Raw genomic sequence first — 22805 nt, 5'->3', positions numbered from 1 at the left:
GCTCATGAGGCTATCCCTGATTCAAATCATACTGGTTGCCCTTACCTTTCAGGTAAGTTTTTCTTCACCCCTGAGAGCGCAGGAAATTCTGGAACGGCGCATAACGATCGAATTGAAAAACCAGAAGCTGGAAGCAGCTCTAAAAAAGATCGCCGCCAAAGCAGAAGTAAGACTGGTATACAACAGCCAGATCTGGGGTAAAACAGGAATAATCAGTATCGCATTCAATCACAGCCGCCTTAAAGATGCGCTGGATAAGATTTTATCCTCATCAGAATTGTCTTACGAGGTCATCAACGACCAGTTTATTGTCTTGAAACAAAAACCATCCGGAAAAAAACAGACAGCCGAAATCAATGCGGTTCCCGACGCCAATCCCGCTGCTCCCCAACCGTCCGGCTTCGTGGTGTCGGGCATCGTCACCGACGAAAATAATGAGCCGCTTCCCGGAGTATCCGTCAAAATTCAGGATGGCATGCAGGCGACCCAGACCAACGAAAAAGGACGTTATGCCATAGGCGTTTCCGCGCCGAATTCCGTCATCGAGTTTACATTTATCGGTTACAAGAAGTATGAAATGAAAGTTAGCTCGATGGCTACATTGAATGTAAAGATGCAACCTGACCCCGGCAAATTGGACGAAGTCGTGGTGATCGGCTACGGAACCACGACCCGGCGCACCAGCACCGGTTCGCAGGCAGGTATTTCTGCCAAGGACATCCAAAAACAGCCGGTAACCAATGTATTACAAACGCTTCAGGGGCAATTACCGGGTGTTTTTGTTACACAGTCCAACGGATTACCGGGGGCCGGAATCGACATTAAAATACGCGGCGCCAATTCACTTGCTAAAAGCAACCTGCCGTTATTCATTATTGACGGTGTTCCATATCTGTCCGGCCCGATAAACGCAACTACCTCAGGTGCTGTCCTCCCTTCTGCCGAAGGAAACACCAGCCCGATGAATTCCATTAATCCCAGTGATATTGAAAGCATAGAGGTGCTTAAAGATGCTGATGCGACGGCAATCTATGGTTCCCGTGCAGCCAACGGCGTTGTCCTGATCACCACCAAAAAGGGAAAAGAAGGAAAAACAGCTGTCGGGATAAATTTCCAGACAGGCTTTTCTAAGGTGGCACACTTCGTCGATATGCTGAACACGGAACAATTTCTGAACATCAGACGTCAGGCGTTCAAAAACGACAACTTAACCCCAACAGTCGGAACTGCTCCTGATTTACTGGTTTGGGATCAAAACACCAGCAACAATTTTCAGAAGATACTAATGGGGAGAACGGCCAAATCATACGACGGTAATCTCAATATCTCCGGCGGTGACCGTAATACAAATTTTTACTTGAGCGGAACCTATCACAACGAAGGCAATGTTTATCCGGGATCTCAGGGATACCATCGCGGTTCTGCCAAGTTCAGCCTCAATCACACATCAAATGACCAGCGCTTTAACCTTTCATTTTCAACGATATATGCGGCTGATAAAAACAATATCAGCACGACCGATCTGGCGACCTATGCATACAATCTGCCGCCCAATTATCCGCTGTACAAACCCGACGGAACGCTTTACTGGTCCAGTGCAGTGAATAACCCGCTTGGCTATTTAAACCAGACAAACGACAATAAAACAAGCAACTTACTGAGCAGCCTCGGTCTGAAATACAGCCTGGCAAAAGGGCTGGACATTAAAACCACCCTGGGATACAGCAAGACCGACATGGAGCAGCTGGCCATTCGACCGTTGTCTTCTTTAAATCCCGTCCCTTTGTACGGAACACCGCCAACTACAGGGATCGTAAGCAGCACCTACAATTACACGAATAATTATATCATCGAGCCCCAGATCAATTATACGACAACCGTCTGGAAAGGAACACTCAACGCGCTTGCAGGTGGCACCTGGCAATTCCGTCAATCCAAGCAACCCTACTATATTACAGCATCAGGATTTCCGTCCGACCTGTTCCTGACCAACATTTCTGCTGCCAGCGACCGGACAGTTTCAAGCGCATCTTCTGATTATAAATATGCTTCCGCCTTCGGAAGACTGACCTACAATGTTGACAGTAAATACATAGCGAACTTTTCTTTCCGCAGGGATGGCTCCTCCCGGTTTGGACCAAACAACCGATACGGCAATTTCGGGTCTGCGGCAGCAGCCTGGGTGTTTTCAGAAGAAAAGTTTGCCAAAAGCGCAGACAAATGGTTAAGCTTCGGTAAGTTAAGGGGAAGCTACGGCATCGTCGGCAACGATGATATCGGAAACTACCAATACCTGGACAGCTATTATGCTTCCGGTTATAGTTATAACGGTTCGACAGGACTGATCCCATCACGAATTGCAAACGCTGATTTCAAGTGGGAATCGACCAGAAAACTGGAGTTTGGACTGGATATGGGTTTCCTCAAGGACCGGATCTCCATGACGGCAGCCTATTACCGTAACCGCACCAGTAATCAGTTGCTAAGCTACAGAATCAGTGGCCAGGCAGGGTTTACAACATACCAGGCCAACCTTCCTGCCACAGTTCAAAACTCAGGATACGAACTGAACTTCAGAACTGCCAATATTAAAACCAAGGCCTTCAGCTGGACTTCATCCTTTAACATTTCCAGGAACCGGAACAAGCTGGTTTCCTTTCCCAACATTGAAAAATCATCTTATTATACCCTATATCTAGTAGGCAATCCTATTAATTCCTATTATTTATACCAGTTTTCGGGTGTAGACCCATCCACCGGACTGCCTGCTTTTAAGGATCTGAACGGGGATGGCCGAATTGTTTACGGATTTGCAGCGACAGGCCGCGGCGACCGCAATTATGCCGGAACTGCTTATCCTGATTATTATGGTGGTTTTAATAACTCCTTTACTTACAAAAACTTCAACCTTGATTTCACTTTTCAGTTCGTGAAACAAAAAGGACGCAGTTTGCTGGCATCCTCATTTTACCCGCCGGGCTTCCTCTACAATGCAGCTGCCAACGTCACAAACGATTATTTCGCTTTGAGTTCAGCAGCTAAACTGGCGACTACCGGATATGGTGCGGCTTACACTGCTTATTCCAACTATACGGTCTCAGATGCGACTGTTGTAGATGCATCGTTCATACGGATGAAAAATGTGAGCCTTTCCTACTCCCTATCCTCAGATTGGCTGAAGCATATTAGTGCCCAGAGCGTACGTCTTTTTGTTCAGGGCCAGAACCTTTTCACCATTACCAAATACAAAGGCTTTGATCCTGAATCGCAGGGTGTTGCCACGCCACCACTGCGCACTATTGTTGCAGGTTTACAGTGTTCATTTTAATAAGACTCATCATGTTCAAGAAAACTACCCTAATTATAGCCTCGTCTCTTGCCTTCATCGCGATTGCCGGGACCGGATGCAAAAAGCTGGTTGAAATCAATCCGCCATTGAATGAAACGTCTTCTCGGCTTGCCTTCAGCAGCGATGCGACTGCCAAAAGTGCCCTTTCAGGCCTGTATACTTCCCTCTCACAGGTTCCTGTACAAACTTATGAATTAACGCAGTACAGCTCGCTCCAGGCAGATGATCTTAATTATCTGTCTGCAAACCCTTCTCTGGTCCAATTGTCGACCAACGGCTATACCAGGCTGAGCACCATTTCGGATGACCCCTGGAATAACTGGTACAATATCATTTATCAGGCCAATTCGATCATCAATGGCTTGCAATCTACTTCCGGCACCTCTCCCGCCATAAAAAAGCAGCTTACAGCAGAGGCTAAGTTTATCCGCGCCTACTGTTATTTCAATTTGATCAATACATTCGGTGACGTGCCGCTGGTTTTAGAAACCGTTGTGTCGAAAACCGCTTTCCTTCCGAGAACGGACATTGCCGTAATTTACCAGCAGATCATTGCAGATTTGACGGATGCAAAGGCGGATCTGCTAAGTGATTATGCTTTTACCGCGCAAGACCGCATCGGCGTAAATAAGTTCACGGCTGCTGCGTTACTGGCGAGAGTGTATCTTTTTACAGCGCGTTATGCCGAGGCGGAAGCCAATGCATCAGAAGTTTTAGCTTCTAGTCTTTACAGCCTGACCCCGCAAACCAGCATCGCTACGGGTGTTTTTGCAAAGAACAGCAAGGAAAGTATCTGGCAGCTTGCTCCTCCGATCAACAACACCTACGGTTATACGTACGAAGGTTCGACATTTATTCCTTATTTCTATAGCGCATCCGCAATTTCATACAGCATTAGCGCTGATCTGAAGAAATTATTTTCAGCATCTGATCTGCGGCGTACGAAATGGATCAATGATGTTACAGTGAGCGGAACTACTTACAGTATTCCTTTCAAGTACAAAAACAACAGTCAGTCTGCTGCAACATCCAGCGGTGTGACAGAATACCTGACCATGATGCGGCTGGCCGAACAGTATCTGATCAGGGCCGAGGCAAGAGCCAGGATCGGCTCTGACCTGGCCGGTGCACTCAGCGATTTAAATACAATCCGGACACGCGCCGGGGCCCCGACCACTAACACCACAGTTGCAGCTGACCTGCTGAACGAGATCGCAACAGAAAACCGGAAGGAGCTGTTTTGCGAACAGGCCTACAGATGGTATAACCTGAAGCGTACCGGTCAGGCTGACGCTGTTCTGGGGGCACTGAAAACCACCTATAAACCTTCGGCGAAACTGCTGCCGCTGCCGCAGGCGGCCCTTGATGCCAACCCGAATCTCATACAAAATCCCGGTTACTAAAAAGCAACATGAAAATTAACATACACACCTCTAAAACCAGGCAAAATTGCCTGGTTTTAGCCACTGCTTTGCTCCTTTTTACGGCGGGCTCCTGTAGTATCTTTAAAAAGCAGAAAGCCAAACCCGTCGTGGTTGCCGCAACGCAGGTAAAACCCAAAATTGATACGGTTCCTAACCTGCTTAAACCATACGGTGCCGTGATCACCTCAAAGGCCGTTACACAGAAAGGCTTGTTTACCGTTCACCGGATCAACGAGCGTTATTTCTTTGAGATCCCAAACAGCCTGCTCAAAAAGGAAATCCTGGCCGTGACCCGATTGAGCAGGTCTACTCCCGGTGCGGGAAATTATGGCGGCGAAGAAATCGGTGAACGGACTGTTTACTGGGAAGCCGGCCCGAACAACAAGCTTTTTTTAAAGGTTGCCGCAGTCGTAAGCAGGGCCGATTCCACCAATATGATCGCTAAGGCTGTTTCGAGTTCAAATTTCGACCCCATAATGGCAGCCTTCCCGATTAAAGCAAAAAGTAAAGACTCATCCGCCGTTGTCATCGATGTCACAGAGTTCCTGTTAAGTGAAAATCCGCTGTTGTCATTTGATTCCAGGGCAAAAAGCGCTTACAGCCTTTCGATGCAGATTGCCGACCGGTCTTACATTGAAAGTGTTAAAAGTTTTCCGATCAATACAGAAATCAGGACCGTTCGCACCTATACAGGCAATCCGCCGTCAGCCCCGGGAATGCCTGCTGCATTGCCCGCGATTGGGCTTGCAGGCGCAGTGACTTTAGGCATCAACTGTTCTTTCATCTTACTGCCGGAAAAACCCATGCGGATGCGCCTGTACGACGAACGTGTCGGCTATTTCGCTGGCAACTACGATAAATACAGCGACAACCAGCAAAAAGTGGATAAGGAAACATTTATACATCGCTGGCGGCTGGAGCCCAAGGACGAAGATATCGACAAATTCAAACGCGGTGAACTCGTGGAACCGAAAAAGCAGATCGTTTATTACATCGACCCGGCTACGCCCAAAAAATGGCGGCCTTACCTGATTGCCGGTATCAATGACTGGCAAAAGGCCTTTGAACAGGCGGGATTTAAAAATGCAATTGTCGGGAAAGAATGGCCGGAAAGCGACTCGACCATGAGTCTTGATGACGCCCGGTTTTCCGTGATCCGTTACTTTGCTTCTCCGGTACAAAACGCTTATGGTCCTAATGTCGCTGACCCGAGGACCGGCGAAATTCTGGAAAGCCATGTTGGCTGGTATCATAATGTGATGAGCCTGGTACATGACTGGTATATGATCCAGTGCGGTGCAGTAGATCCGCGCGCCCGGAAAGTAAAATTTGATGACCAGCTGATGGGCCAGCTCATCCGCTTTGTGTCATCCCACGAAATCGGCCATACCCTTGGTCTGCGTCATAATATGGGTGCAAGCAGCACTGTTCCTGTAGAAAAACTGCGCGATAAAGCCTGGGTAGAAGCCCATGGCCATACGCCGTCTATTATGGACTATGCACGTTTCAATTACGTGGCGCAACCGGAGGACAATATTAGCGAAGCAGGCTTGTTCCCGCGCGTAAACGACTATGACAAGTGGGCGATTCAGTGGGGCTACAAACCGATATTGAATACGCCCGATGCAGAAGCTGATAAAAAGATATTGAACCACTGGGTCATTGACAGTCTTTCCCATAATAAACGTTTGTGGTTCGGCGGCGAAGGCCGGGACTATGACCCGCGTTCGCAAGCAGAAGATCTTGGCGATGACGGCATAAAGGCAAGTCTGTACGGCATCAGGAATTTGAAACGTATCATACCACAACTAATCACCTGGACCCGTGAAGACGGTGAAGATTACAGTGAGCTGGCCAGTATCTATAAAGGTGCCGTGGAGCAATACGACCGTTATATGGGACACGTTCTGAAAATATTGGGAGGTGTTGAAACCACACAAAAGACCTATGATCAGCCAGGCGCCGTTTATCAGCCGGTTAGCCTGACCAGGCAGAAAGAGGCGATCAAATTCTTTAATGAGCAGCTTTTCAAAACACCTAAATGGTTGATGAACCGTGAAATTCTGTCAAGGGTCACTACCGGTTATGAAGGCAACCCGGTGGAAAAGGTGCAGGTAGGTATGATCGCTGCAGTAACCTCACAAAGCCGTCTTTACCGGATGATGCTGAACCAGCGTGACTATGGTAAAGGCGCATATTCACCAGAAGAATGGCTAAACGATCTGGAAGAGGGTATCTTCACGGAATTGCGAAAAGGCGAAACGATAGATGAGTATCGCCGCGCACTACAGAAAAGCTATGTAGGCAGTATCATCACGATGTATAATAAAAGATTTGCACTGCAGGGTTCAATTGACAACATCCTGGCTTCTTTGGCGCCCCACGACGTCATGTATTCCAATGTACGTGCCCTTGCTTTCGCCCATTTAAAAAAACTAAGGGCTGATATCAGTAAAGCGCTTCCCCGCACTAAGGATGTTGCGAGTAAAGAACATCTGGCTTATCTGAAACAAATGCTGGATAAGATCATCAATGAAACACCTATACCGGGACTGAATTACTAATGTCATGTTAAAAAAAATTAGATATCAACGGAAAGCATTGTTACTGCTGCCAATAGCCTTGCTTGTTTTGGCAGGATTCAGCCTTCAGGGTTACATCATCACCGGGACGATGAAAGCGACTGACGGAACGGTGTTGAGATTGTCTTACCGATATGGCGAAAAACGATTTATCGATTCTGTACGCATCCTGAACAACACGTTCAAATTTAAAGGGAGTCTGCCCGAGGCTGTTGTCTGTACATTAAGCAATTCGGCAAATCAGCAGATCAGGATCTTTGTGGCAGAAAATCGCCTTATATCCGTCAACGGTAACGTGGAAAGATTGGTCCAGGCAACGGTAAGTAATGGCAGGGAGGACTCCTTATATCATGAATTCAAGGCCCTGTCGACTGCAGTCTTTGAAAAGTTCGCGCCTCAAATGTCCAGAGCGGCGAAACGGGACACTTCGTCCAACATTTACAAGGCCTATATGTACAGTCGCGACAGCCTCCTTCAGGCGTTTGTGATGAAAAACAGCCGCTCTACGGCTGCTGCGCTTGCAATTATAGATTTTTATGTCAATAATCCGGACCGCAGAAAAGCGGAAGCGGCTTACCAGTTACTCTCGCCGGCCGGGAAGTCAACCATTTATGCCCGGAACGTTAAGATGTTCATCGACGCTGAGAAAATGATTTCCCCTGGCCACAATGCGCCGGAATTTTCTCTGAAAGACGCGAACGGAAAAATCGTTAAGCTCAGCGACTACAGAGGAAAGTATGTTTTTCTTGATTTCTGGGCCAGCTGGTGCGTTCCCTGCCGGAAGGAAAACCCGCTGCTGGTAACACTTCATCAGCAGTACGGAAAAGAACAGCTGCACTTTGTCAGCGTTTCAATGGACAGCAATAAGTCCCAATGGCTTGCTGCGGTCAGTAAAGACGGATTGACCTGGACGCAATTGGATGATCCGGAATCGATCAACGGGCAGGTTGCGGATGCTTACGGCATCAAAGCCGTGCCGTTCAACTGTATCATCGGCCCCGACGGCCGGATCATTGCCGTCAATCTCCGCGGAGAAAACCTGAGGAGTTTTGTTGATAATCTGTTTAAACCGCACTAAAATATAGTATTTGTCAGTTAATTTATAGTTAAGTAAAAGCGTTCCGCGAGGGAACGCTTTATTAATTTCTGCACCTCGCGGAACAAGAGTTTTTAGACAAGCCCTTTAAGTAAGGCCATCAGATAGCTTTCAGCTTTTGTTCAGCTCAGCTACTGCCTGCATCCTAGCCGAACACGAGCTTTTGTTCGTAACTAATGCATTGGAAATTCCGGGGCATGGAACATGTTGTTGCCGCGTTTATAGATGATGACGATAACAGCTTCATCTAATTACCGTCATAAGCTTCACCTTCGTCATGTAAGGCACTATATTTTATTGATCACGCATATTTTCATCGCCCGCTTTCAAAAGACGTCAAAGTTCAGATTCAGAACTGATTCCCTTGGTTTTCAACAACTTTAAAAGCCCGGTTTAATTAATAATGCGGATCAAACTCCAATTGACAAAATATATTCTGATTTACCTGCTTTCGTATAATTTGTAAAGCTGCATAATCAGGCATCAGCCCGTCCATGCAGTGCTACCGTTCGATCTCTGGAGAGATTTGGTCAAAGCATGCAATCACTTCATCGCAAGAAAAGGATTTGATACCGGTGCTTTTGCCGGTCAATCGGATCTATATCCTGCCGCTCAGGCACTTAACAGGTTTCCTGATAGTAACTTACCGTACCGGCTCGGCTAACTTGCAAGGAAAAAAGGTCGACTGATCAGGGTCGTATTCATTAAAATCACCTTGCCTCACATATTTTTCAGCTAAATAAGTACCCCTCAAATTTAAGAAGCTGACTCACTTTTGAGACAGCTTCTCCATTTTCCGATAATGTTAGGAACTGTTCCAGGGAAAAGCCTATCCCCATGTATTTTTACCAGTCGAAAATACATGTGATAATCCATAGGCGTCTTTAAGAAATTCCTTAATGGTTTTCGGTTCTCTGCCAAGCAACATCTTAAGATCAGTTGAAGGAAAGTCGAACTCTCCAACTTTCAGCGCATTACAAAAATGCAGTACACCTTTTATAAAATGCTCCGGAACTTTAAGCGCTTGCATTTTTGTCTCATATGCTTCAATTGAAATTTCTGAATAAACGACACGTTCGCCTGTCAATTCAGTCATTAAAGCTGCAACATCCTGAAACGAATAGGATTGGGCACTGCCCAGGTCGTACGTTTTAAACTCATGACCTTCAGTAATCAGGACTTTAACAGCAGCAGCAGCTAAATCCTGCCGTGTTGCATAAGAAGACTTACCATTCCCAGCCGGTAATTCAATCAGGCCACTTTCCAAAAAATCAGTTCCTATAAAAAATGGAAGCAATTCAGCGTAAAGGCCGTGTTTAAGGATAGTAAATTTAAGATCGCTTTGCTTGATCAGGGCATCTGTCTGCCAATGGGCATCGGCTGTCAAAAGTGAGCTTGCATCTTCTGATCTCCGGTGTGCACTGGTGTAGATCAGGTGCCCGACTTTTGCTGCTGCAGCTGCCCTAACGACATTAATGTGTTGTCCGAACCGGTCCGCCTTATCGCTTGAAGAAATGAAGTAGAGTTTTTCAGTCCTGTTAAACGCTTCGAGCAGTGAGTTGTACTCACTGTAATCCCCGGTGATCACCTTAATTCCAAGTTTTTGCCAGGCTATTGCTTTTCCAGGATCACGGACCATTACGGAAATCTGTTCAGGACTTACCTCGGAAAGTAATTCGTTTACAACCAATTGACCCAATTGTCCGGTTGCCCCGGTGACTAAGATATTATTCATGCTGTCTGTTCAATTATATAAGGCCAAAAATAATTACCTTTCATTATCGAAAGCCGCTACTTACCGGAAGGTAACCGGTAACGTTCAGGTTAGTAAGTAAAGATGGTGATATGGAAAAAATGATGAATGACAGAATGCCGATACCATCGGCCCAGCAATGCACAGCCAGCCTGCAAGCCATCAACGATGCACTTTACGTCGTCGGCGGAAAGTGGCGTCTGCCCATTATTATCAGTCTTTCTGAAGGTAAAAAAAGATTTAACGAATTACATAGAGCAATCGAAGGGGTATCAGCCAAAGTACTGTCTAATGAATTGAAAGCATTAGAAATCAACGGCTTTCTCAGAAAAACGAACCCGATGGATAACCCGTCAGTCATAGAATATGAACTGACGGGTTATAGCGATACTTTACAAGATATTATGAATGCCTTGAGTGCCTGGGGAGCCATGCACCGGCAGAATCTTAAAAATTTCTTTTAACAGGATCCAAAGCCTTCAGCAAATCTGCGGTCAATAAACCACGTTTGCTATTGGTTATTACATAAATGCAGGCTTTTCAGCTTCCGTTCCCGGCTTTTCCATACCCAAACTTTCGTTGACATGGAGCCGTGGATCCTTAATAAGCCTCACGACCAGATCCGCAACACTTTTCCTGGAAATTTCCGTCCCTTTAACCGGTTCGCCTTTCTGCGAAATGGTGTAATCAACCTCATCCTTATTGGTATACCAGGTCGGCCTAAGGATGGTATACTCCAGTTGTGAAGCTTCGATCAGGCTGGCGGCCTTCCGGTAGCGTTCCAGGATCGGACCGATCATCTGCTCGTTCCACTGGCCGAATGCACCGGGGACTTCATGATAAATACCAATAGCAGCAATGAATATGAGCCTCTTCACACCAGCGTTTTGCATCGCCGTGATGGTTTGCCGGGCGATACTGTCTTCCTGTCCGTTGATATTTACATAAACAATATCCTGTCCTTTCATCGCCTCCTGAAGCTTTTCTTCATCCAGGATATCGCCTTCTACAAGTCTGATCCGCTCTCCTTCCATGGATCGAAGTCGCGAAGCATCACGGAGATAAAGGGTGAGGTAAACTGAACTGTTTTCTGACAACCGCTCAGTCACAAGCCGGGCAACCTGCCCGCTCGCTCCAAGTATCAATATATTCTTCATCTGAAATTCGGGTTATTCATTTTTTATACCATTGCTTCTTCCCAGGAGCCGCGGGTATCTACGCCTGCCTTAGCGGCAAGGGTTTCCAGCTGAGCTATTTCCTGTTCACTTAAACTGATCTTTGCAGCTGCTGCCGCTTCTTCCACCTGGGGCACCTTAGTAACGCCGATGATCGGGACGGTCCCTTTGGATACCGCCCAGGCCATCGCGATCTGCGCAACAGAAGCGCTTTTGCTTTCCCCGATTGCGCTCATGGCGTCGGTCAGTTCCTCCAATTGTGGAAGCACCTGGTTGTAAGTCTGCGCCCTGCCGCTTCCTTCAGGTAATGGATTCCGGCTATTATATTTACCAGATAAAGCACCTTGTTCCAGCACCATATAAGCAAAGAAGGTCATGTTGTTTGCTTTGCAATAATCTAATATACCGGCATCCTCAGACGAACGGTAAAGTAAACTATAGTGGTTTTGAACCGCTGAAAGACCAAATCCCTCAGCGGCCAGGATAGCGTTGGCCTGCCTGATCTGTTCCAGGTTGTGATTGGAAACGCCGACGCTTTTCACTTTCCCGCTTTTTAAAAGCGGCAGCAGACCGGGTGTCCACCTGGCGACGTCCGACGGGTTATGGATCCAGTAAATATCGATGTAATCTGTATTTAGCCGCGTAAAGCTGCCATTAAGCATTTCCGCTACGGGGTCAGGCGATGTGCCTGCAACCTGCGGCGTAAACTTGGTCGACAGGATCAGATCCTGTCGGTCGTAGCTTTTGGCAAGTTCGCCCACAATGATTTCTGAAGAGCCCATTCCGTAAACTGCAGCTGTATCCCATAAATTCAGCCCTGATTTTACCGCGGCATCAAACACGGACTTCAATTGTTCGGCCGAAAGCCGGTTACCGAAAACCTGGTCTCCGCCCGCAGTTCCTGTTCCCCAGGACCAGGTACCTAATGCGATCGCTGGTAAGTGTTTCATAGTTCTTTTGCTTTGATTAACGTGATGATTAATAATGAAGGAGCCTGGATCGGCCCCTTTAACTTCTTATAATTTATGACGGTAAAAGTTTATCAGTTTAGCCACCGCCTGCTCAAAATATTCCGGGATATCGTACAGCGCGATATGGCTCGCACCGTCAACAATAAACAGTTCCTTATCGCCTTTCGCCAGTTCAAACGCCTGTTCACTGAAAATTCGGGTATCCGCTTTGCTTCCTGCGATCAGCAATAAAGGCTGGGTAAGCAATGTCGGGATCTGGTCGAATGCAGAAAAGGCGATCATCCGGTCCGTTCCGCTGAACAGGTATTTGTTAACCGAATTGGGGTGCTGCCCCCTTGGTGTTTTATAATAATCGTGCCCCTCCCGCCAGAGGTCAGGCGTCTGCTCATTCATCTCGGCCGTAGTCTCAGGCACCCAGTGCATATACAGCAACTCGCCGCCGTTGGCCTCCCGGTTACGCTGTTCCCCCGTGCTTTTCAGCATGTCCAGTAATACCTGCACCGGGGTTTCCTGACCGAGAAAATTCCGGAAGCCTTCACCCATAGGTGCGGCGCTCACAGTAGCCACTGCTTTAAAACGATGCTCGGTCTGCGCGACGCTGATGGCATAACCTCCACCGGCGCAGATGCCGAATACACCTAAACGGGACGTGTCTACATATTTGAGCGTAGCCAGGAAGTCTGCTCCTGCACGAGCATCTTCGACCCTTGCTGTAGGATCTTCCAGGTAACGCGGCTCACCCTCGCTTTCTCCCTGATAAGATGCATCGAAGGTCAACACGATGAAACCACTGTCCGCGATCCTCGAAGCATATGCTCCAATCGTCTGTTCCTTTACGCCTCCGGCCGGATGAATGCAAACGATTCCAGGATATTTTTCCGTTTCAGAAAAGCTTTCAGGAAAATGTAGTTCAGCGGCCATATTCAGGCCTTTATTTTTGAATGAGGTTGTTTTTTTCATAACACAGGTTAATTTAGGTATTCCGTATATCCGGGATCAGTTCACCATTCTCTCAGGAAAACAGATCAGCTGACCGCAGTTCAATTTTTCCGGCCGTGTTCACAACCCGGCAGGTTGACGAACCGGTCCGCTCTTCAATCCGATGACCAGGCGCGATGAAATAAACATTTCTTTTTGACGCTTTAAGACCTGTATCGGGTGACAGCATGATAAAAGCGCCGGCAAATGCGATCATTACCGACGCTCATATTACTTTATTTCAGAGCGTTCAACAAGGCTTTCCCAAGGCTGAACGCCGATTGGGGATTTTGCCCTGTGATCAGGCGACCGTCCACTACGGTATTATCACTCCAGTTGGGCGAATACTGATGCTGTGCACCGTGACTTTCCAGTGTACTTGCCAGCAGGAAGGGGACTACGTTCGTTGACTGTACTTCTTCCTCCTCGTCATCTGTAAATGCCGCTATCTTTTTCCCCGCTACAAGATAGGATCCGTCACTGAGTCTGGCATTGACCAGTGCTGCGGGTCCGTGACAAACGGCTGAAACGATCTTTCCGTCTTCATAGACTTCACGGATCGCTTTTTGTACGGCAGGCGTATCCGGGAAATCCCACATGGTTCCATGCCCTCCGGCAAAGAAGATCGCATCATAACCCGATACATCGACATCTTCAAGCTTCAGTGTATGGGCGATCCTGTTTCTGAAACTATTGTCTGCCCAGTACTTTTTATTGATCGGATCGTTCAGGTCCTCCAATCCGTCCAAGGGCGCTTCTCCTCCTTTGATGGACGCGATATCAACATGGACACCTCCGTCTTCTAATACCGAAAGCGGGTGGGTGACTTCAGCTAAGTTAAACCCGGTAGGGATCTTGGTTTCTCCCTTTTCGTTACAACTGGTAACGACAAATAATACCTTTTTCATGAATTAGAATTTTTTATCAAGAACGATGATTTCTGTTTTTTCAAAATGAGTATGCAACGGTAGCTGTGTGATCAGTTCACGTACTTTTGCTTCGTCGGTTTCGTTGAATACCAGCACCGCGCCGGTACCTGCTTCTTTCAGAAAAAGATGGGCAAGGACGCCGCTTTTCTGCCAGCCTTCTACCACTGCAAATTCATGAGGAAGAAGTTCTTCAAGATTTTCCACTTTACCTAAAACGGTATTGACCAAAATTGTATTCATAGTGATTTCTGTTTGATGAAATTTTGTTACTCAAAGTTAAAGTCCTATCTGCTTGCCTGTTAACACGTTTAAAACCAATGCTACCAAATTTCAAACCCTTTGCTTTCGTTCATATTTGAATGAAAAGCTTTGTTAGCTTATTTCAGCAAAGCTTGAGGAGTCGTTCTGCGTTGGTATGGGCTATCTTAATCTTGTCGGGATGAGCGATCGGCGCGTTGAGAATAAAATTACGGGTGTTTCGATCAATGAGAAAAGGGTAATCACCTGCATACAGTATCCTGTCGGCACCAATTTCTGCTATGGCATATTGCAATTGCGGGATCGAAAATAGCCCTGCAGGTGTGATATGGATGTTGCTGCGGTAATATTCCGATATCCTTCTTTCAATTGTAAGCGTTTTACCCAACTGGTCATCGAGCCTGTCCAGGTAAAACGGTACGAGTTCTCCCCAATGCCCGGAGATCAGCTGGAGATCTGGCAACCGGTCAAAGATTCCCGCGGCGATCATCCTGATGATGGCGATGCCTGAGTCAACATGCCAGCCGTAACCGGCGGTTGCGAACATCGCCGCGGCAACATCCGACCAGCTGTTACTTTGATAATAATAGGATGCCACTGCCGGATTGATGATGGCAGGATGCATGTAGACCGGCACACCGAGCGCACTTGCTTTTTGAAAAACGGGCAAGAATTCGGGTGCATCAAAAAATCGGCCCTCCAGCGTTCCTGAAAGCATTGCCCCCCTGAGCCCAAGCTCATTTACAGATCGGTCGAGTTCAGCGCTGGCAGCAGCCGGATCGGTCACCGGAAGGGTTGCAAAACCGGAAAACCTGGCAGGATTGGCTGCAATCAATTCCGCCAGGGTATCATTTGTTTTTTTGCAAAGTCCTATGGCCAGATCTTTATCAGTAATATTCTGGGGGCTGTTTCCGCCATAGGAAAGCACCTGCATATCCACTCCGGCCTCATCCATGAACTTGATCCGCTGTTCGGCGACTTCTTCTATATGATCGTTCGTTGGCAGGACGATCGCCATCAGGTCCTTCTGTACTGCCGCACGACGAGGCGTGATCTTACCCGAATTTTTATTAAACATCATGACCCGGGCAGAGATATCCCCGATAGTGAAGTGCTCTTCGATCGTAATGACCTTAAAAGATCCTGGGTTTTTCATCATTTCTGTTTTGAATAGTTGGAACTTAATTAACCATTAGCAGTCAGGGCCCTTACCGTTTTGCACATGCGAAAAGCTTTTCAGGGCCGCAATGAAACAAACTTTTAATTACGGGCGGTTGCTCCTTTTGCTATTTTCGTACGGCCGGTGACGGCGAATGATCATGGTGAATGCTGAACGGGTTCCCGTCCCTCCCGGTAAGCTTTCGGGCTGCAACCGGTCACTTTCCTGAACACATTGTCGAAGTAGGAATGGTATTCAAAACCGAGACAGAAACTGATCTCGGAGATACTCCAATCCGTTTGTTCGAGGAGCACTTTTGCTTCGGTAATGATACGTTCATTGATCAGCCTCAGTACTGTTTTACCAGTGTCCTTTTTTACCGCCCTGTTCAGGTAGTTTGGATGGATGCCGAGCTTACCTGCAAAATCAGCCACCGTTGTCATCGAAATGCCCAGGCGCTTGCTTTCGACGGGAAACTGGCTGTCCAGAAGATTCAGGAACCGAGTTGAAAGCTGTTGTGAACTTCTCCCGGGTTCAATCCGATGTGTTCTGTATGTAGCCAATGGCCTGATCAGGAGCGCTTCATGCATCAGAAGATTGATAAGGCTTCTGATCATGTCTCTCCGGTGAGGATAATCGATACTGTTGATCTCCATCAAACGATCGAAAATAAAAGTCGCACTTGACACCTGATTTTCACTGGTAAGTGCGTAAAGGGGAATATTGGCCGCATTAAAGGGAGAAAAGTCTTTCAGGCTTTGCCCGTGATCTGCCCCCAGCAGATAATCGTAGGTGAACAAACAGCTGTATCCCAGCTGTTCACCCGATTCAATTTCCCACGCATAGGGCGTATTGATATTGCCAAAGAACAGGTAGTTGCCGGCAATCCGAATTTGCTGGTCATTATAATGAATGATGCTTTTTCCGGTGATCAGACAGATGCGATAAAGATCTTTCCTTCCGAAAGAAGGAACATAACCGTCCAGATGTTCCACCCTGAAAACTTTAAAATCATTGATTACATCCACTGCTTTGGTTTTACGATGGTGATGACATACTTGTTATCCTGTGTTTTGATGACATTGCCGGAAAATGCAGTAGTCGCTTCTGGCCTGTCTGCTGATACAGCGATATGCAGTCCCATTTTTGTTGTACCTGATGATTTACTTACCTACCTGTCGATCATCTTTTCCTGGGCAGGAGAATACCTGTTGCCATGGACCTTGATCCCTGCAAGCTTTTTGTTGATACTTTCGATCTCAGCCGCTGTGAACTGAATACCTGCAGCACCGATATTTTCTGAAAGCCTTTCCGGTCTGGTGGTGCCCGGTATCGGAACGATCCATGGCTTTTGTGCCAATAGCCACGCTAAGGCCGCTTGTGCAGGTGTGACTCCCTTCTGAAGGGCGATCGATTCAACCAATTCTACAATGGCCATGTTAGCTTTGATGTTCTCCTGCTCGAATCTTGGAACGGTAGTGCGAAAATCAGTACTGTCAAACTTAGTATCCGCATTTATTTTTCCTGTCAAAAAACCTTTACCCAAAGGACTGAACGGAACGAGCCCGATATTCAACTCTTCCAAAAGCGGCAAGACCTCATTTTCAAGTTCACGATAGAACATAGAATATTCACTTTGCAGGGCGGTTACCGGCTGAACCGCGTGTGCCTTCCTGATATTGCTGACACCGGCTTCCGATAAACCGAAGTGTTTTACCTTTCCTGCCGCGATCAGATCTTTGACCGCTCCGGCAACGTCTTCAATCGGCACGTTTGGATCGACCCGGTGCTGATAATAGAGATCGATATGGTCGGTCCTTAACCTTTTTAAGGAACCCTCCACCACTGTTTTAATATGTTCGGGCCTGCTGTCTATGGCACTCCAGCGGGACTGGTCAGGGTCGCTTTCCCGGGGTTTAAACCCGAACTTCGTCGCGATAACGATCTCCTCGCGAAAAGGCGCAACCGCTTCCCCGAGCAGCTCTTCGTTGACCAGCGGCCCGTATACTTCGGCCGTATCGAAAAAGGTAACGCCCTGTTCAAATGCAGAACGGATAAGCGCTATCATTTCATTTTTATCTTTGGCTTCGCCGTAAGACCAGCTCATGCCCATACAGCCTAAACCGATGGTGGATACGGCTAATTTTTCCTGTCCTAAAATGCGTGTTTCCATATAGATGTATTTATTTATAGGTTATTGTTATGTGTTACTTTAATTTTTTGAACAGATCAGGTATCGCCTCTGGGTTTATTGTACCCATTTCCACCAGTTTGAGCGATTTAACCATCTTCAGCGTACTGGTCTTGTACTCCTGAAAGTGGGCCGACCTGATGTGGGCATCGTAAGCCTGCTTACCGGCATAGATCTCCAGCAGCCTGAGCACCGTCGGGTTATCCTTCTGATACATCGGGAAGATGGAAATCACGCCCGGCTCCTTTTCGATAGAAATGGTCGACTGCTTTTTCAGGATCGCGTTATACTGCTCCAGATATTCCGGAACGATCTCTATTTCAGCGATCCTTACCATCATATCGGGCTGCATAACCGGCAATTCCGGTTCACCGATCGCGGCTCTTAAAACATTGGCTTGCTGCCGTCCGGCGACTTTCTCGATCACACCGGTCAGTGCAGATAACTGGGCATCCGTTATGCCCGTGTTCTTGCCCATGGCTATATGGGCTTTCAGCTGCGGCGCTACGCCCGGCATGGCGGACAATGCCGATATGGTCACGAACTCACGCTGCCGGTAGTTCAAAACGTCGCTGCTGAAAATGTCAGCGAACAGGTGCTCTTTCAAGAAGGCATCGGCACGGGGCGCGAATTCACCGAATCCCGGCGCCGGTTTCTGCTGCGGGGTTTTGGTGAGCGCTTCCAGAACTTTTCGTCCCTGTTCATATTTGTCTGCTGTGGCGTTTTCCACTATGATGGCTTTCCCTTCTTTATCCCTGATCCCTTTTGAGGCCCTTTCATCCAGAACGCTCTGAAACGTGCCCAAAGCATTCAGGCTGCGCGGAAATCCGCAGTAGGCATATAACTGAACCAATGCTTCTTTGATCTCGTTGACCGCGAGGCCGGCATCCAGCCCCTCATTCAGGGCGGATCTTAGTTTTTCCTGGTCACCGGTCGCCGTAAGGGCGGAAATGGCGGCGAGTGTTTGCTGATGGCTGTTTAACCTTTTTGGATCGTTGGTTATTTCCTGTGCTTTCATAGTGCAGATGTTTAGAGCGAATAAAATGAGCAGTGTCAATTTCTTCCGGTTAAATGTTTTCATTTGATAGCGTTTAAAGCATTACTTCTTCCTGGCTCCGTTCAATACAAAAGGTGCTCCGGGCGCTAATACGTGAATGCGTTCCGGATTAACGACAAGTTTTTTCAACCTTGCGGGATCCCCATTGAACGGTTTGAAATCGGGGGCGTCTACAAAGCCCCAGTGGCCCAGCAGGACCTGAGCTTTGGGATAGGCGTTCAGCAATTTAGCTGAGCCCTCCAGCCCGAAATGCCACTCGGCATCTTCAGAATAGTATAACAGGATCAGGTCAGGGGCGGGCAGGTTCTGTTGTTCCGGCATCAGTCTGGAATCGCCAGGGGCCCAGATCGTACCGTCCGGCGTGTAAAAATAAAAGCCGCAGGCGTCCTCAGGTTTGAAATGCCGCTTGCTGGTTCCCGGATAGGCATTTTGCCAGGCATGATCGGCCGGGGTCAGCTTAGCTTTTACCTTACCGATGCTGAACGCTTCACCAATCCGGTGACCAAATGAAGGCAGGCCTTCATTCTTCATCAGGGAGTCTACATATATCGTTGAATGATAGGCAGCAGTGACCGGCTTCAGATCACGAAAGGTTTCGACGCTGTAATGGTCATTATCGCTGTGTGTCGCCATGATGGCATCTACATGCGGTACCTGTTTCGGCAGTATGGGAAATTTCATCAGCAGCGGCATATCGTACCCTTCCAGCAAAGGATCGATCATGAACACCGTGCCTCTGCTGTTGACCATGAAACCGGCCATACCCAGCCAGCGGATAGTGGTCCCCTTGGACTTGGTGAAGGCTTCCTGACCGAACGGCTGCGTTTCCGGTGCTTTTGCCTGATACTTTTTATGCTTTATACGGGTGGTATCTTGTCCTTGCGCCAGCGCAATCACATTGAATAAGCAAATTACCAGGATAACGATATTTTTCATTTTGTTCTATGTAAAGTCAGTTCATTCATCTTCAACCGAAAGCAGGATGGATACCATCCGTCATATTTTAATATGAAAGCACATATATTTTCTTATTATCATAATCCCAAACCGTTTTGTAGGAGGTTAAAAAGCGGTAACCGATATTGATCAGGTTTTTTTCCGTGATCTCCAGTGCTTTTCTAACAGTACCGGTGTCGCCAAGCGTAGCAGACTCTACTCCCTTAAGATCGGTCATGAACACGCCTGCAATGTTAATATTCCGGACGTTGAGCAAAGGGGTGTTATCCCTGTCCGCCCCGATAGCGAGCACGGCCTTTTTAGCTTGTAGTTCCTTCTGATCTGCAACGGTTAACTGCAAGAGGCCGTATTGTCCGGTATCAAACGCACCCAATAGTTCGACATCTTTTATTTTGACCTTCACCATAGGATGATTGGGAAGTTTCCGGGTAAAAAATGGAATGACAGCAAGAACATGCTCACCGGCCAGAAAATCTTTTAAACTATTTCGTTCGATCGTGTTCTTGTAAAAGGTAACCTTTCGCTTAATATAATCTAGTTTAAAGATATATCCCTTGAAATAATCATAACCTACGTAGCCGATCACATCCGGCGTTATACCTTCCAAATAACTGTAGTTGCCGCTTTTTATATTCAGCAGGTGATCATACACGATCTCATCACCAAGTTTAACCTGCCTGATGGTGTCATTGATACTATTGTTAAATGTTTGCCCGCTACCAACGATCCCTTTTCCGGCCAATCTCTTTTTAGGAAGATCTATAACGTGATCGTTGATACTGATCGCGCGCTGGTTTCCGGTATCGAACATGAATTTGCCCTTAACGCCGTTAACTTCGCCGGTTATAAAGGGAAAAGCATCTATCAGTGTTATTGGTAAAACAATAGTATCTCCGTGAAGAACCGGTTCATATTCATAATGATGTTGCGTGATCTGTCCCGCTGAATGCAGACCAGTAGAAAGAATTAAGAGGACAATAAGCAGTTGTTTCATTTAATTCAAAGCTCTAAACAAAAAATCTTTTGCCTGTTATATATATTCCTGTATTACCTACCATAATTCCTGTTTTTAGACCATGTATTGCGATCTTATCCTATTTTTGATGGAACAACACAGCAGCAAGCGGTATGGAAACACCAGGCAGACTACAGGATGTATCTCAATTCAATAAAGAACGCGGGCAGGTGACCTATCATCCGTTAGTGACCGTATTAGACCAGTCAAAGTCTTGCCAGATACGGCCATACCGGTTCGTTTCAGATCTTTACATCGTATTTTTTAAACAGGAGCAATGCGCAGATATGCTATATGGTCGTAGCAGATATGACTACCAGGGACAGACACTGATCTTCATTGCTCCCGGACAGGTTGCTGGGCTGGAAGGAGATGCATTAATACAGCCGAACGGCTACGCCCTGGCCTTTCACCCTGATTTTATACACGGTACCTCGCTAGGTAGACAGATCAGGAATTACCACTTCTTTTCCTACGATGTGCGGGAAGCACTTCACGTTTCAGACCGGGAGAAGGAGCTGCTGACAGAATGCTTCAGAAAGATCATTTACGAGCTTTCACAACCTATCGATAAACATACGAGAAAGCTAATCGCTACCAATATTGAACTATTGCTTGACTATTGCGAAAGGTTTTATGACAGGCAGTTCATTACCAGAGAACATTTAAATAAAGATATTCTCACCCGGTTTGAAGACCTGCTTAATCATTATTTCAATTCAGAAAACCTTTCGAATAAAGGTTTGCCCACGGTTGCCTTTTGTGCGGGTGAGCTGGCTCTATCCCCAAAATATTTCGGGGATCTGATCAAAAAAGAGACCGGCCAAACTGCACAGGAATACATCCAGTCTAAACTGATAGATCTTGCTAAAGAAAAAATGAGCCGTGGCGATAGATCGATAAGCGAGATTGCTTACAGTTTAGGATTTAAATATCCCCAACATTTTACCCGATTGTTCAAGCAGCATGTCGGTCGAACCCCTGTGGAGTACCGTCATTTAAATTCCATTTCCAATCAATAGGATTTGTAGCCATTCTTCACAGCGGGAAAGAACGCGCGAAATCTGGAATACGTGATCAGCAGTATCTATGGCTTAAAATGATGGCTCGATAGACAAGCTACCTGATGTTGGTAATGAATATTCTCTTTTCCGACTTCTTCACTAAATGCACCATAACAAGAAGATTGAGCTTCATCCTTTAAGCATTTATATTCTTAAAAAAACACCATCCTATGGATAAAGGGTGGATGCCTTTTAATTTTCCTTGGTCAAATTTGCCTTATCAAGAATTAGCATATGGAAAAAAACATGCAAAGTGACCGTGCTAATCAGGCAAGGTTATATCGTGATCAATTAATTACTGTAGGCGACTTTTTGGAAATGAAGAATCAGCTAATCGCCGAATTCAGGAAATTAGTAAGAAGTTCTGGAAATTATTCAGGTCAGAAATGGCTAAAAGCCATTGAAGTGAGAAAGCTTCTCAAAATTTCAGCTGGCAAACTTCAATATTTAAGAGACAGAGGGCAAATTCCTTTTACCAAACTTGGTGGGGTGACCTATTATGACTCGGATAAAATTGAACAAATGATGGAAGGGCATGATTAAACGAAAAGCAAAGCGCAGGCTTAAGCCAATTCTTTCAAATGAAAGAAAAAAGGGGTTTGGCTACGAATTGCCGCCTTGTCCGCATTTTGTGGATATCTATTTTGATCAGAAAGGTCTTCCGGAACAGGCTCAAATTTTCTTTAAATATTACGACGATCTGAGTTGGCAAAGCCCAGCCGGTACACCTTACAAGAACTGGAAGGTATTGGCTGCAGAGTGGATTTTTAACCATCGGACGGAAAGCGGTAGTTAGGCAAATAGGCTCACACTTATTTGAAGAAATGTATGCCCAACTTTTGGCGAT

The 22805-nt window shown here is 46.7% G+C and carries 21 protein-coding genes; 8 read left to right on the top strand and 13 right to left on the bottom strand.

Going from position 1 to position 22805, the window contains the following annotated elements:
• Positions 1–4: 4 nt before the first annotated feature.
• Genes CKK33_RS01930 through CKK33_RS01915 form a run of 4 tightly spaced genes read left to right on the top strand, consistent with a single transcriptional unit; the run spans position 5 to position 8433 of the window.
• Complete coding sequence (locus CKK33_RS01930) at positions 5–3328, top strand: TonB-dependent receptor (RefSeq protein WP_158223377.1); 3324 nt, start codon at positions 5–7, stop codon at positions 3326–3328.
• A gap of 11 nt (positions 3329–3339) precedes the next feature.
• Positions 3340–4752, top strand: a complete 1413-nt coding sequence (locus tag CKK33_RS01925; protein WP_095702485.1) for a RagB/SusD family nutrient uptake outer membrane protein — start codon at positions 3340–3342, stop codon at positions 4750–4752.
• 8 nt (positions 4753–4760) lie between these two features.
• Entirely contained in the window at positions 4761–7337 is a 2577-nt protein-coding gene (locus CKK33_RS01920) for a zinc-dependent metalloprotease (protein ID WP_095702484.1), read from the top strand.
• 4 nt (positions 7338–7341) lie between these two features.
• Positions 7342–8433: a TlpA disulfide reductase family protein gene (locus CKK33_RS01915; RefSeq protein WP_095702483.1), complete on the top strand. Its 1092-nt coding sequence runs from the start codon at positions 7342–7344 to the stop codon at positions 8431–8433.
• Positions 8434–9280: 847 nt separating this feature from the next.
• Here the strand turns inward: CKK33_RS01915 and CKK33_RS01905 are convergent.
• Entirely contained in the window at positions 9281–10186 is a 906-nt protein-coding gene (locus tag CKK33_RS01905; protein WP_095702481.1) for an SDR family oxidoreductase, read from the bottom strand.
• 110 nt (positions 10187–10296) lie between these two features.
• On the opposite strand from CKK33_RS01905, the gene CKK33_RS01900 reads away from it, so the two are divergent.
• Positions 10297–10668 (top strand): helix-turn-helix domain-containing protein, encoded by a 372-nt coding sequence (locus CKK33_RS01900; protein WP_095702480.1) that lies wholly within the window; start codon positions 10297–10299, stop codon positions 10666–10668.
• A 57-nt stretch (positions 10669–10725) separates the two neighbouring features.
• On the opposite strand, the gene CKK33_RS01895 is transcribed toward CKK33_RS01900, so the two are convergent.
• The 12 genes from CKK33_RS01895 to CKK33_RS01840 form a co-directional block, all read right to left on the bottom strand.
• Positions 10726–11361 (bottom strand): SDR family oxidoreductase, encoded by a 636-nt coding sequence (locus CKK33_RS01895; protein WP_095702479.1) that lies wholly within the window; start codon positions 11359–11361, stop codon positions 10726–10728.
• A gap of 23 nt (positions 11362–11384) precedes the next feature.
• Complete coding sequence (locus tag CKK33_RS01890) at positions 11385–12329, bottom strand: aldo/keto reductase (protein WP_095702478.1); 945 nt, start codon at positions 12327–12329, stop codon at positions 11385–11387.
• Positions 12330–12395: 66 nt separating this feature from the next.
• Complete coding sequence (locus tag CKK33_RS01885; protein WP_095702477.1) at positions 12396–13310, bottom strand: alpha/beta hydrolase; 915 nt, start codon at positions 13308–13310, stop codon at positions 12396–12398.
• A gap of 254 nt (positions 13311–13564) precedes the next feature.
• A complete protein-coding gene (locus CKK33_RS01875) occupies positions 13565–14236 on the bottom strand; it encodes a type 1 glutamine amidotransferase domain-containing protein (protein WP_095702475.1) in 672 nt (223 codons plus the stop codon).
• A 3-nt stretch (positions 14237–14239) separates the two neighbouring features.
• Positions 14240–14497, bottom strand: coding sequence for a hypothetical protein (locus CKK33_RS01870; protein ID WP_095702474.1), 258 nt, complete (start codon positions 14495–14497; stop codon positions 14240–14242).
• 142 nt (positions 14498–14639) lie between these two features.
• Entirely contained in the window at positions 14640–15674 is a 1035-nt protein-coding gene (locus tag CKK33_RS01865; protein ID WP_095702473.1) for an amidohydrolase family protein, read from the bottom strand.
• A gap of 158 nt (positions 15675–15832) precedes the next feature.
• Entirely contained in the window at positions 15833–16669 is an 837-nt protein-coding gene (locus CKK33_RS01860) for an AraC family transcriptional regulator (protein WP_095702472.1), read from the bottom strand.
• Between the two features lie 23 nt (positions 16670–16692).
• Positions 16693–16818, bottom strand: coding sequence for a hypothetical protein (locus CKK33_RS19795; RefSeq protein WP_255404593.1), 126 nt, complete (start codon positions 16816–16818; stop codon positions 16693–16695).
• Between the two features lie 27 nt (positions 16819–16845).
• Positions 16846–17847, bottom strand: coding sequence for an aldo/keto reductase (locus CKK33_RS01855; RefSeq protein ID WP_095702471.1), 1002 nt, complete (start codon positions 17845–17847; stop codon positions 16846–16848).
• A gap of 34 nt (positions 17848–17881) precedes the next feature.
• A complete protein-coding gene (locus CKK33_RS01850) occupies positions 17882–18883 on the bottom strand; it encodes a carboxymuconolactone decarboxylase family protein (RefSeq protein ID WP_158223375.1) in 1002 nt (333 codons plus the stop codon).
• Positions 18884–18964: 81 nt separating this feature from the next.
• A complete protein-coding gene (locus tag CKK33_RS01845) occupies positions 18965–19858 on the bottom strand; it encodes an MBL fold metallo-hydrolase (RefSeq protein WP_095702469.1) in 894 nt (297 codons plus the stop codon).
• Positions 19859–19925: 67 nt separating this feature from the next.
• Entirely contained in the window at positions 19926–20873 is a 948-nt protein-coding gene (locus tag CKK33_RS01840) for a hypothetical protein (protein WP_095702468.1), read from the bottom strand.
• Positions 20874–21007: 134 nt separating this feature from the next.
• Here CKK33_RS01840 and CKK33_RS01835 point away from each other — a divergent pair, with 134 nt between their 5' ends.
• The 3 genes from CKK33_RS01835 (at position 21008) to CKK33_RS01825 (ending at position 22754) form a co-directional block, all read left to right on the top strand.
• Positions 21008–21916 carry an AraC family transcriptional regulator gene (locus CKK33_RS01835; RefSeq protein ID WP_095702467.1) on the top strand — a complete coding sequence of 303 codons (909 nt, stop codon included), beginning with the start codon at positions 21008–21010 and terminating at the stop codon, positions 21914–21916.
• Between the two features lie 276 nt (positions 21917–22192).
• Positions 22193–22501, top strand: coding sequence for a helix-turn-helix domain-containing protein (locus tag CKK33_RS01830; protein WP_198952430.1), 309 nt, complete (start codon positions 22193–22195; stop codon positions 22499–22501).
• On the top strand, positions 22494–22754 hold the full coding sequence (locus CKK33_RS01825; protein ID WP_095702466.1) for a hypothetical protein: 261 nt from the start codon (positions 22494–22496) through the stop codon (positions 22752–22754). Before CKK33_RS01830 ends, CKK33_RS01825 begins: the two co-directional genes overlap by 8 nt.
• Positions 22755–22805 lie beyond the last annotated feature (51 nt).

The sequence above is a fragment of the Mucilaginibacter sp. MD40 genome, assembly GCF_002288635.1.
GTDB lineage: Bacteria > Bacteroidota > Bacteroidia > Sphingobacteriales > Sphingobacteriaceae > Mucilaginibacter.
This window is presented reverse-complemented; position numbering and strand designations above follow the sequence as displayed.

Bases quoted from the DNA above. Each gene is read 5' to 3' on its own strand.
- CKK33_RS01930 (WP_158223377.1), top strand. From the start codon at position 5: ATGAGGCTATCCCTGATTCAAATCATACTGGTTGCCCTTACCTTTCAG.
- CKK33_RS01925 (WP_095702485.1), top strand. From the start codon at position 3,340: ATGTTCAAGAAAACTACCCTAATTATAGCCTCGTCTCTTGCCTTCATC.
- CKK33_RS01920 (WP_095702484.1), top strand. From the start codon at position 4,761: ATGAAAATTAACATACACACCTCTAAAACCAGGCAAAATTGCCTGGTT.
- CKK33_RS01915 (WP_095702483.1), top strand. From the start codon at position 7,342: ATGTTAAAAAAAATTAGATATCAACGGAAAGCATTGTTACTGCTGCCA.
- CKK33_RS01905 (WP_095702481.1), bottom strand. From the start codon at position 10,186: ATGAATAATATCTTAGTCACCGGGGCAACCGGACAATTGGGTCAATTG.
- CKK33_RS01900 (WP_095702480.1), top strand. From the start codon at position 10,297: ATGGAAAAAATGATGAATGACAGAATGCCGATACCATCGGCCCAGCAA.
- CKK33_RS01895 (WP_095702479.1), bottom strand. From the start codon at position 11,361: ATGAAGAATATATTGATACTTGGAGCGAGCGGGCAGGTTGCCCGGCTT.
- CKK33_RS01890 (WP_095702478.1), bottom strand. From the start codon at position 12,329: ATGAAACACTTACCAGCGATCGCATTAGGTACCTGGTCCTGGGGAACA.
- CKK33_RS01885 (WP_095702477.1), bottom strand. From the start codon at position 13,310: ATGAAAAAAACAACCTCATTCAAAAATAAAGGCCTGAATATGGCCGCT.
- CKK33_RS01875 (WP_095702475.1), bottom strand. From the start codon at position 14,236: ATGAAAAAGGTATTATTTGTCGTTACCAGTTGTAACGAAAAGGGAGAA.
- CKK33_RS01870 (WP_095702474.1), bottom strand. From the start codon at position 14,497: ATGAATACAATTTTGGTCAATACCGTTTTAGGTAAAGTGGAAAATCTT.
- CKK33_RS01865 (WP_095702473.1), bottom strand. From the start codon at position 15,674: ATGATGAAAAACCCAGGATCTTTTAAGGTCATTACGATCGAAGAGCAC.
- CKK33_RS19795 (WP_255404593.1), bottom strand. From the start codon at position 16,818: ATGGGACTGCATATCGCTGTATCAGCAGACAGGCCAGAAGCGACTACT.
- CKK33_RS01855 (WP_095702471.1), bottom strand. From the start codon at position 17,847: ATGGAAACACGCATTTTAGGACAGGAAAAATTAGCCGTATCCACCATC.
- CKK33_RS01850 (WP_158223375.1), bottom strand. From the start codon at position 18,883: ATGAAAGCACAGGAAATAACCAACGATCCAAAAAGGTTAAACAGCCAT.
- CKK33_RS01845 (WP_095702469.1), bottom strand. From the start codon at position 19,858: ATGAAAAATATCGTTATCCTGGTAATTTGCTTATTCAATGTGATTGCG.
- CKK33_RS01840 (WP_095702468.1), bottom strand. From the start codon at position 20,873: ATGAAACAACTGCTTATTGTCCTCTTAATTCTTTCTACTGGTCTGCAT.
- CKK33_RS01835 (WP_095702467.1), top strand. From the start codon at position 21,008: ATGGAAACACCAGGCAGACTACAGGATGTATCTCAATTCAATAAAGAA.
- CKK33_RS01830 (WP_198952430.1), top strand. From the start codon at position 22,193: ATGGAAAAAAACATGCAAAGTGACCGTGCTAATCAGGCAAGGTTATAT.
- CKK33_RS01825 (WP_095702466.1), top strand. From the start codon at position 22,494: ATGATTAAACGAAAAGCAAAGCGCAGGCTTAAGCCAATTCTTTCAAAT.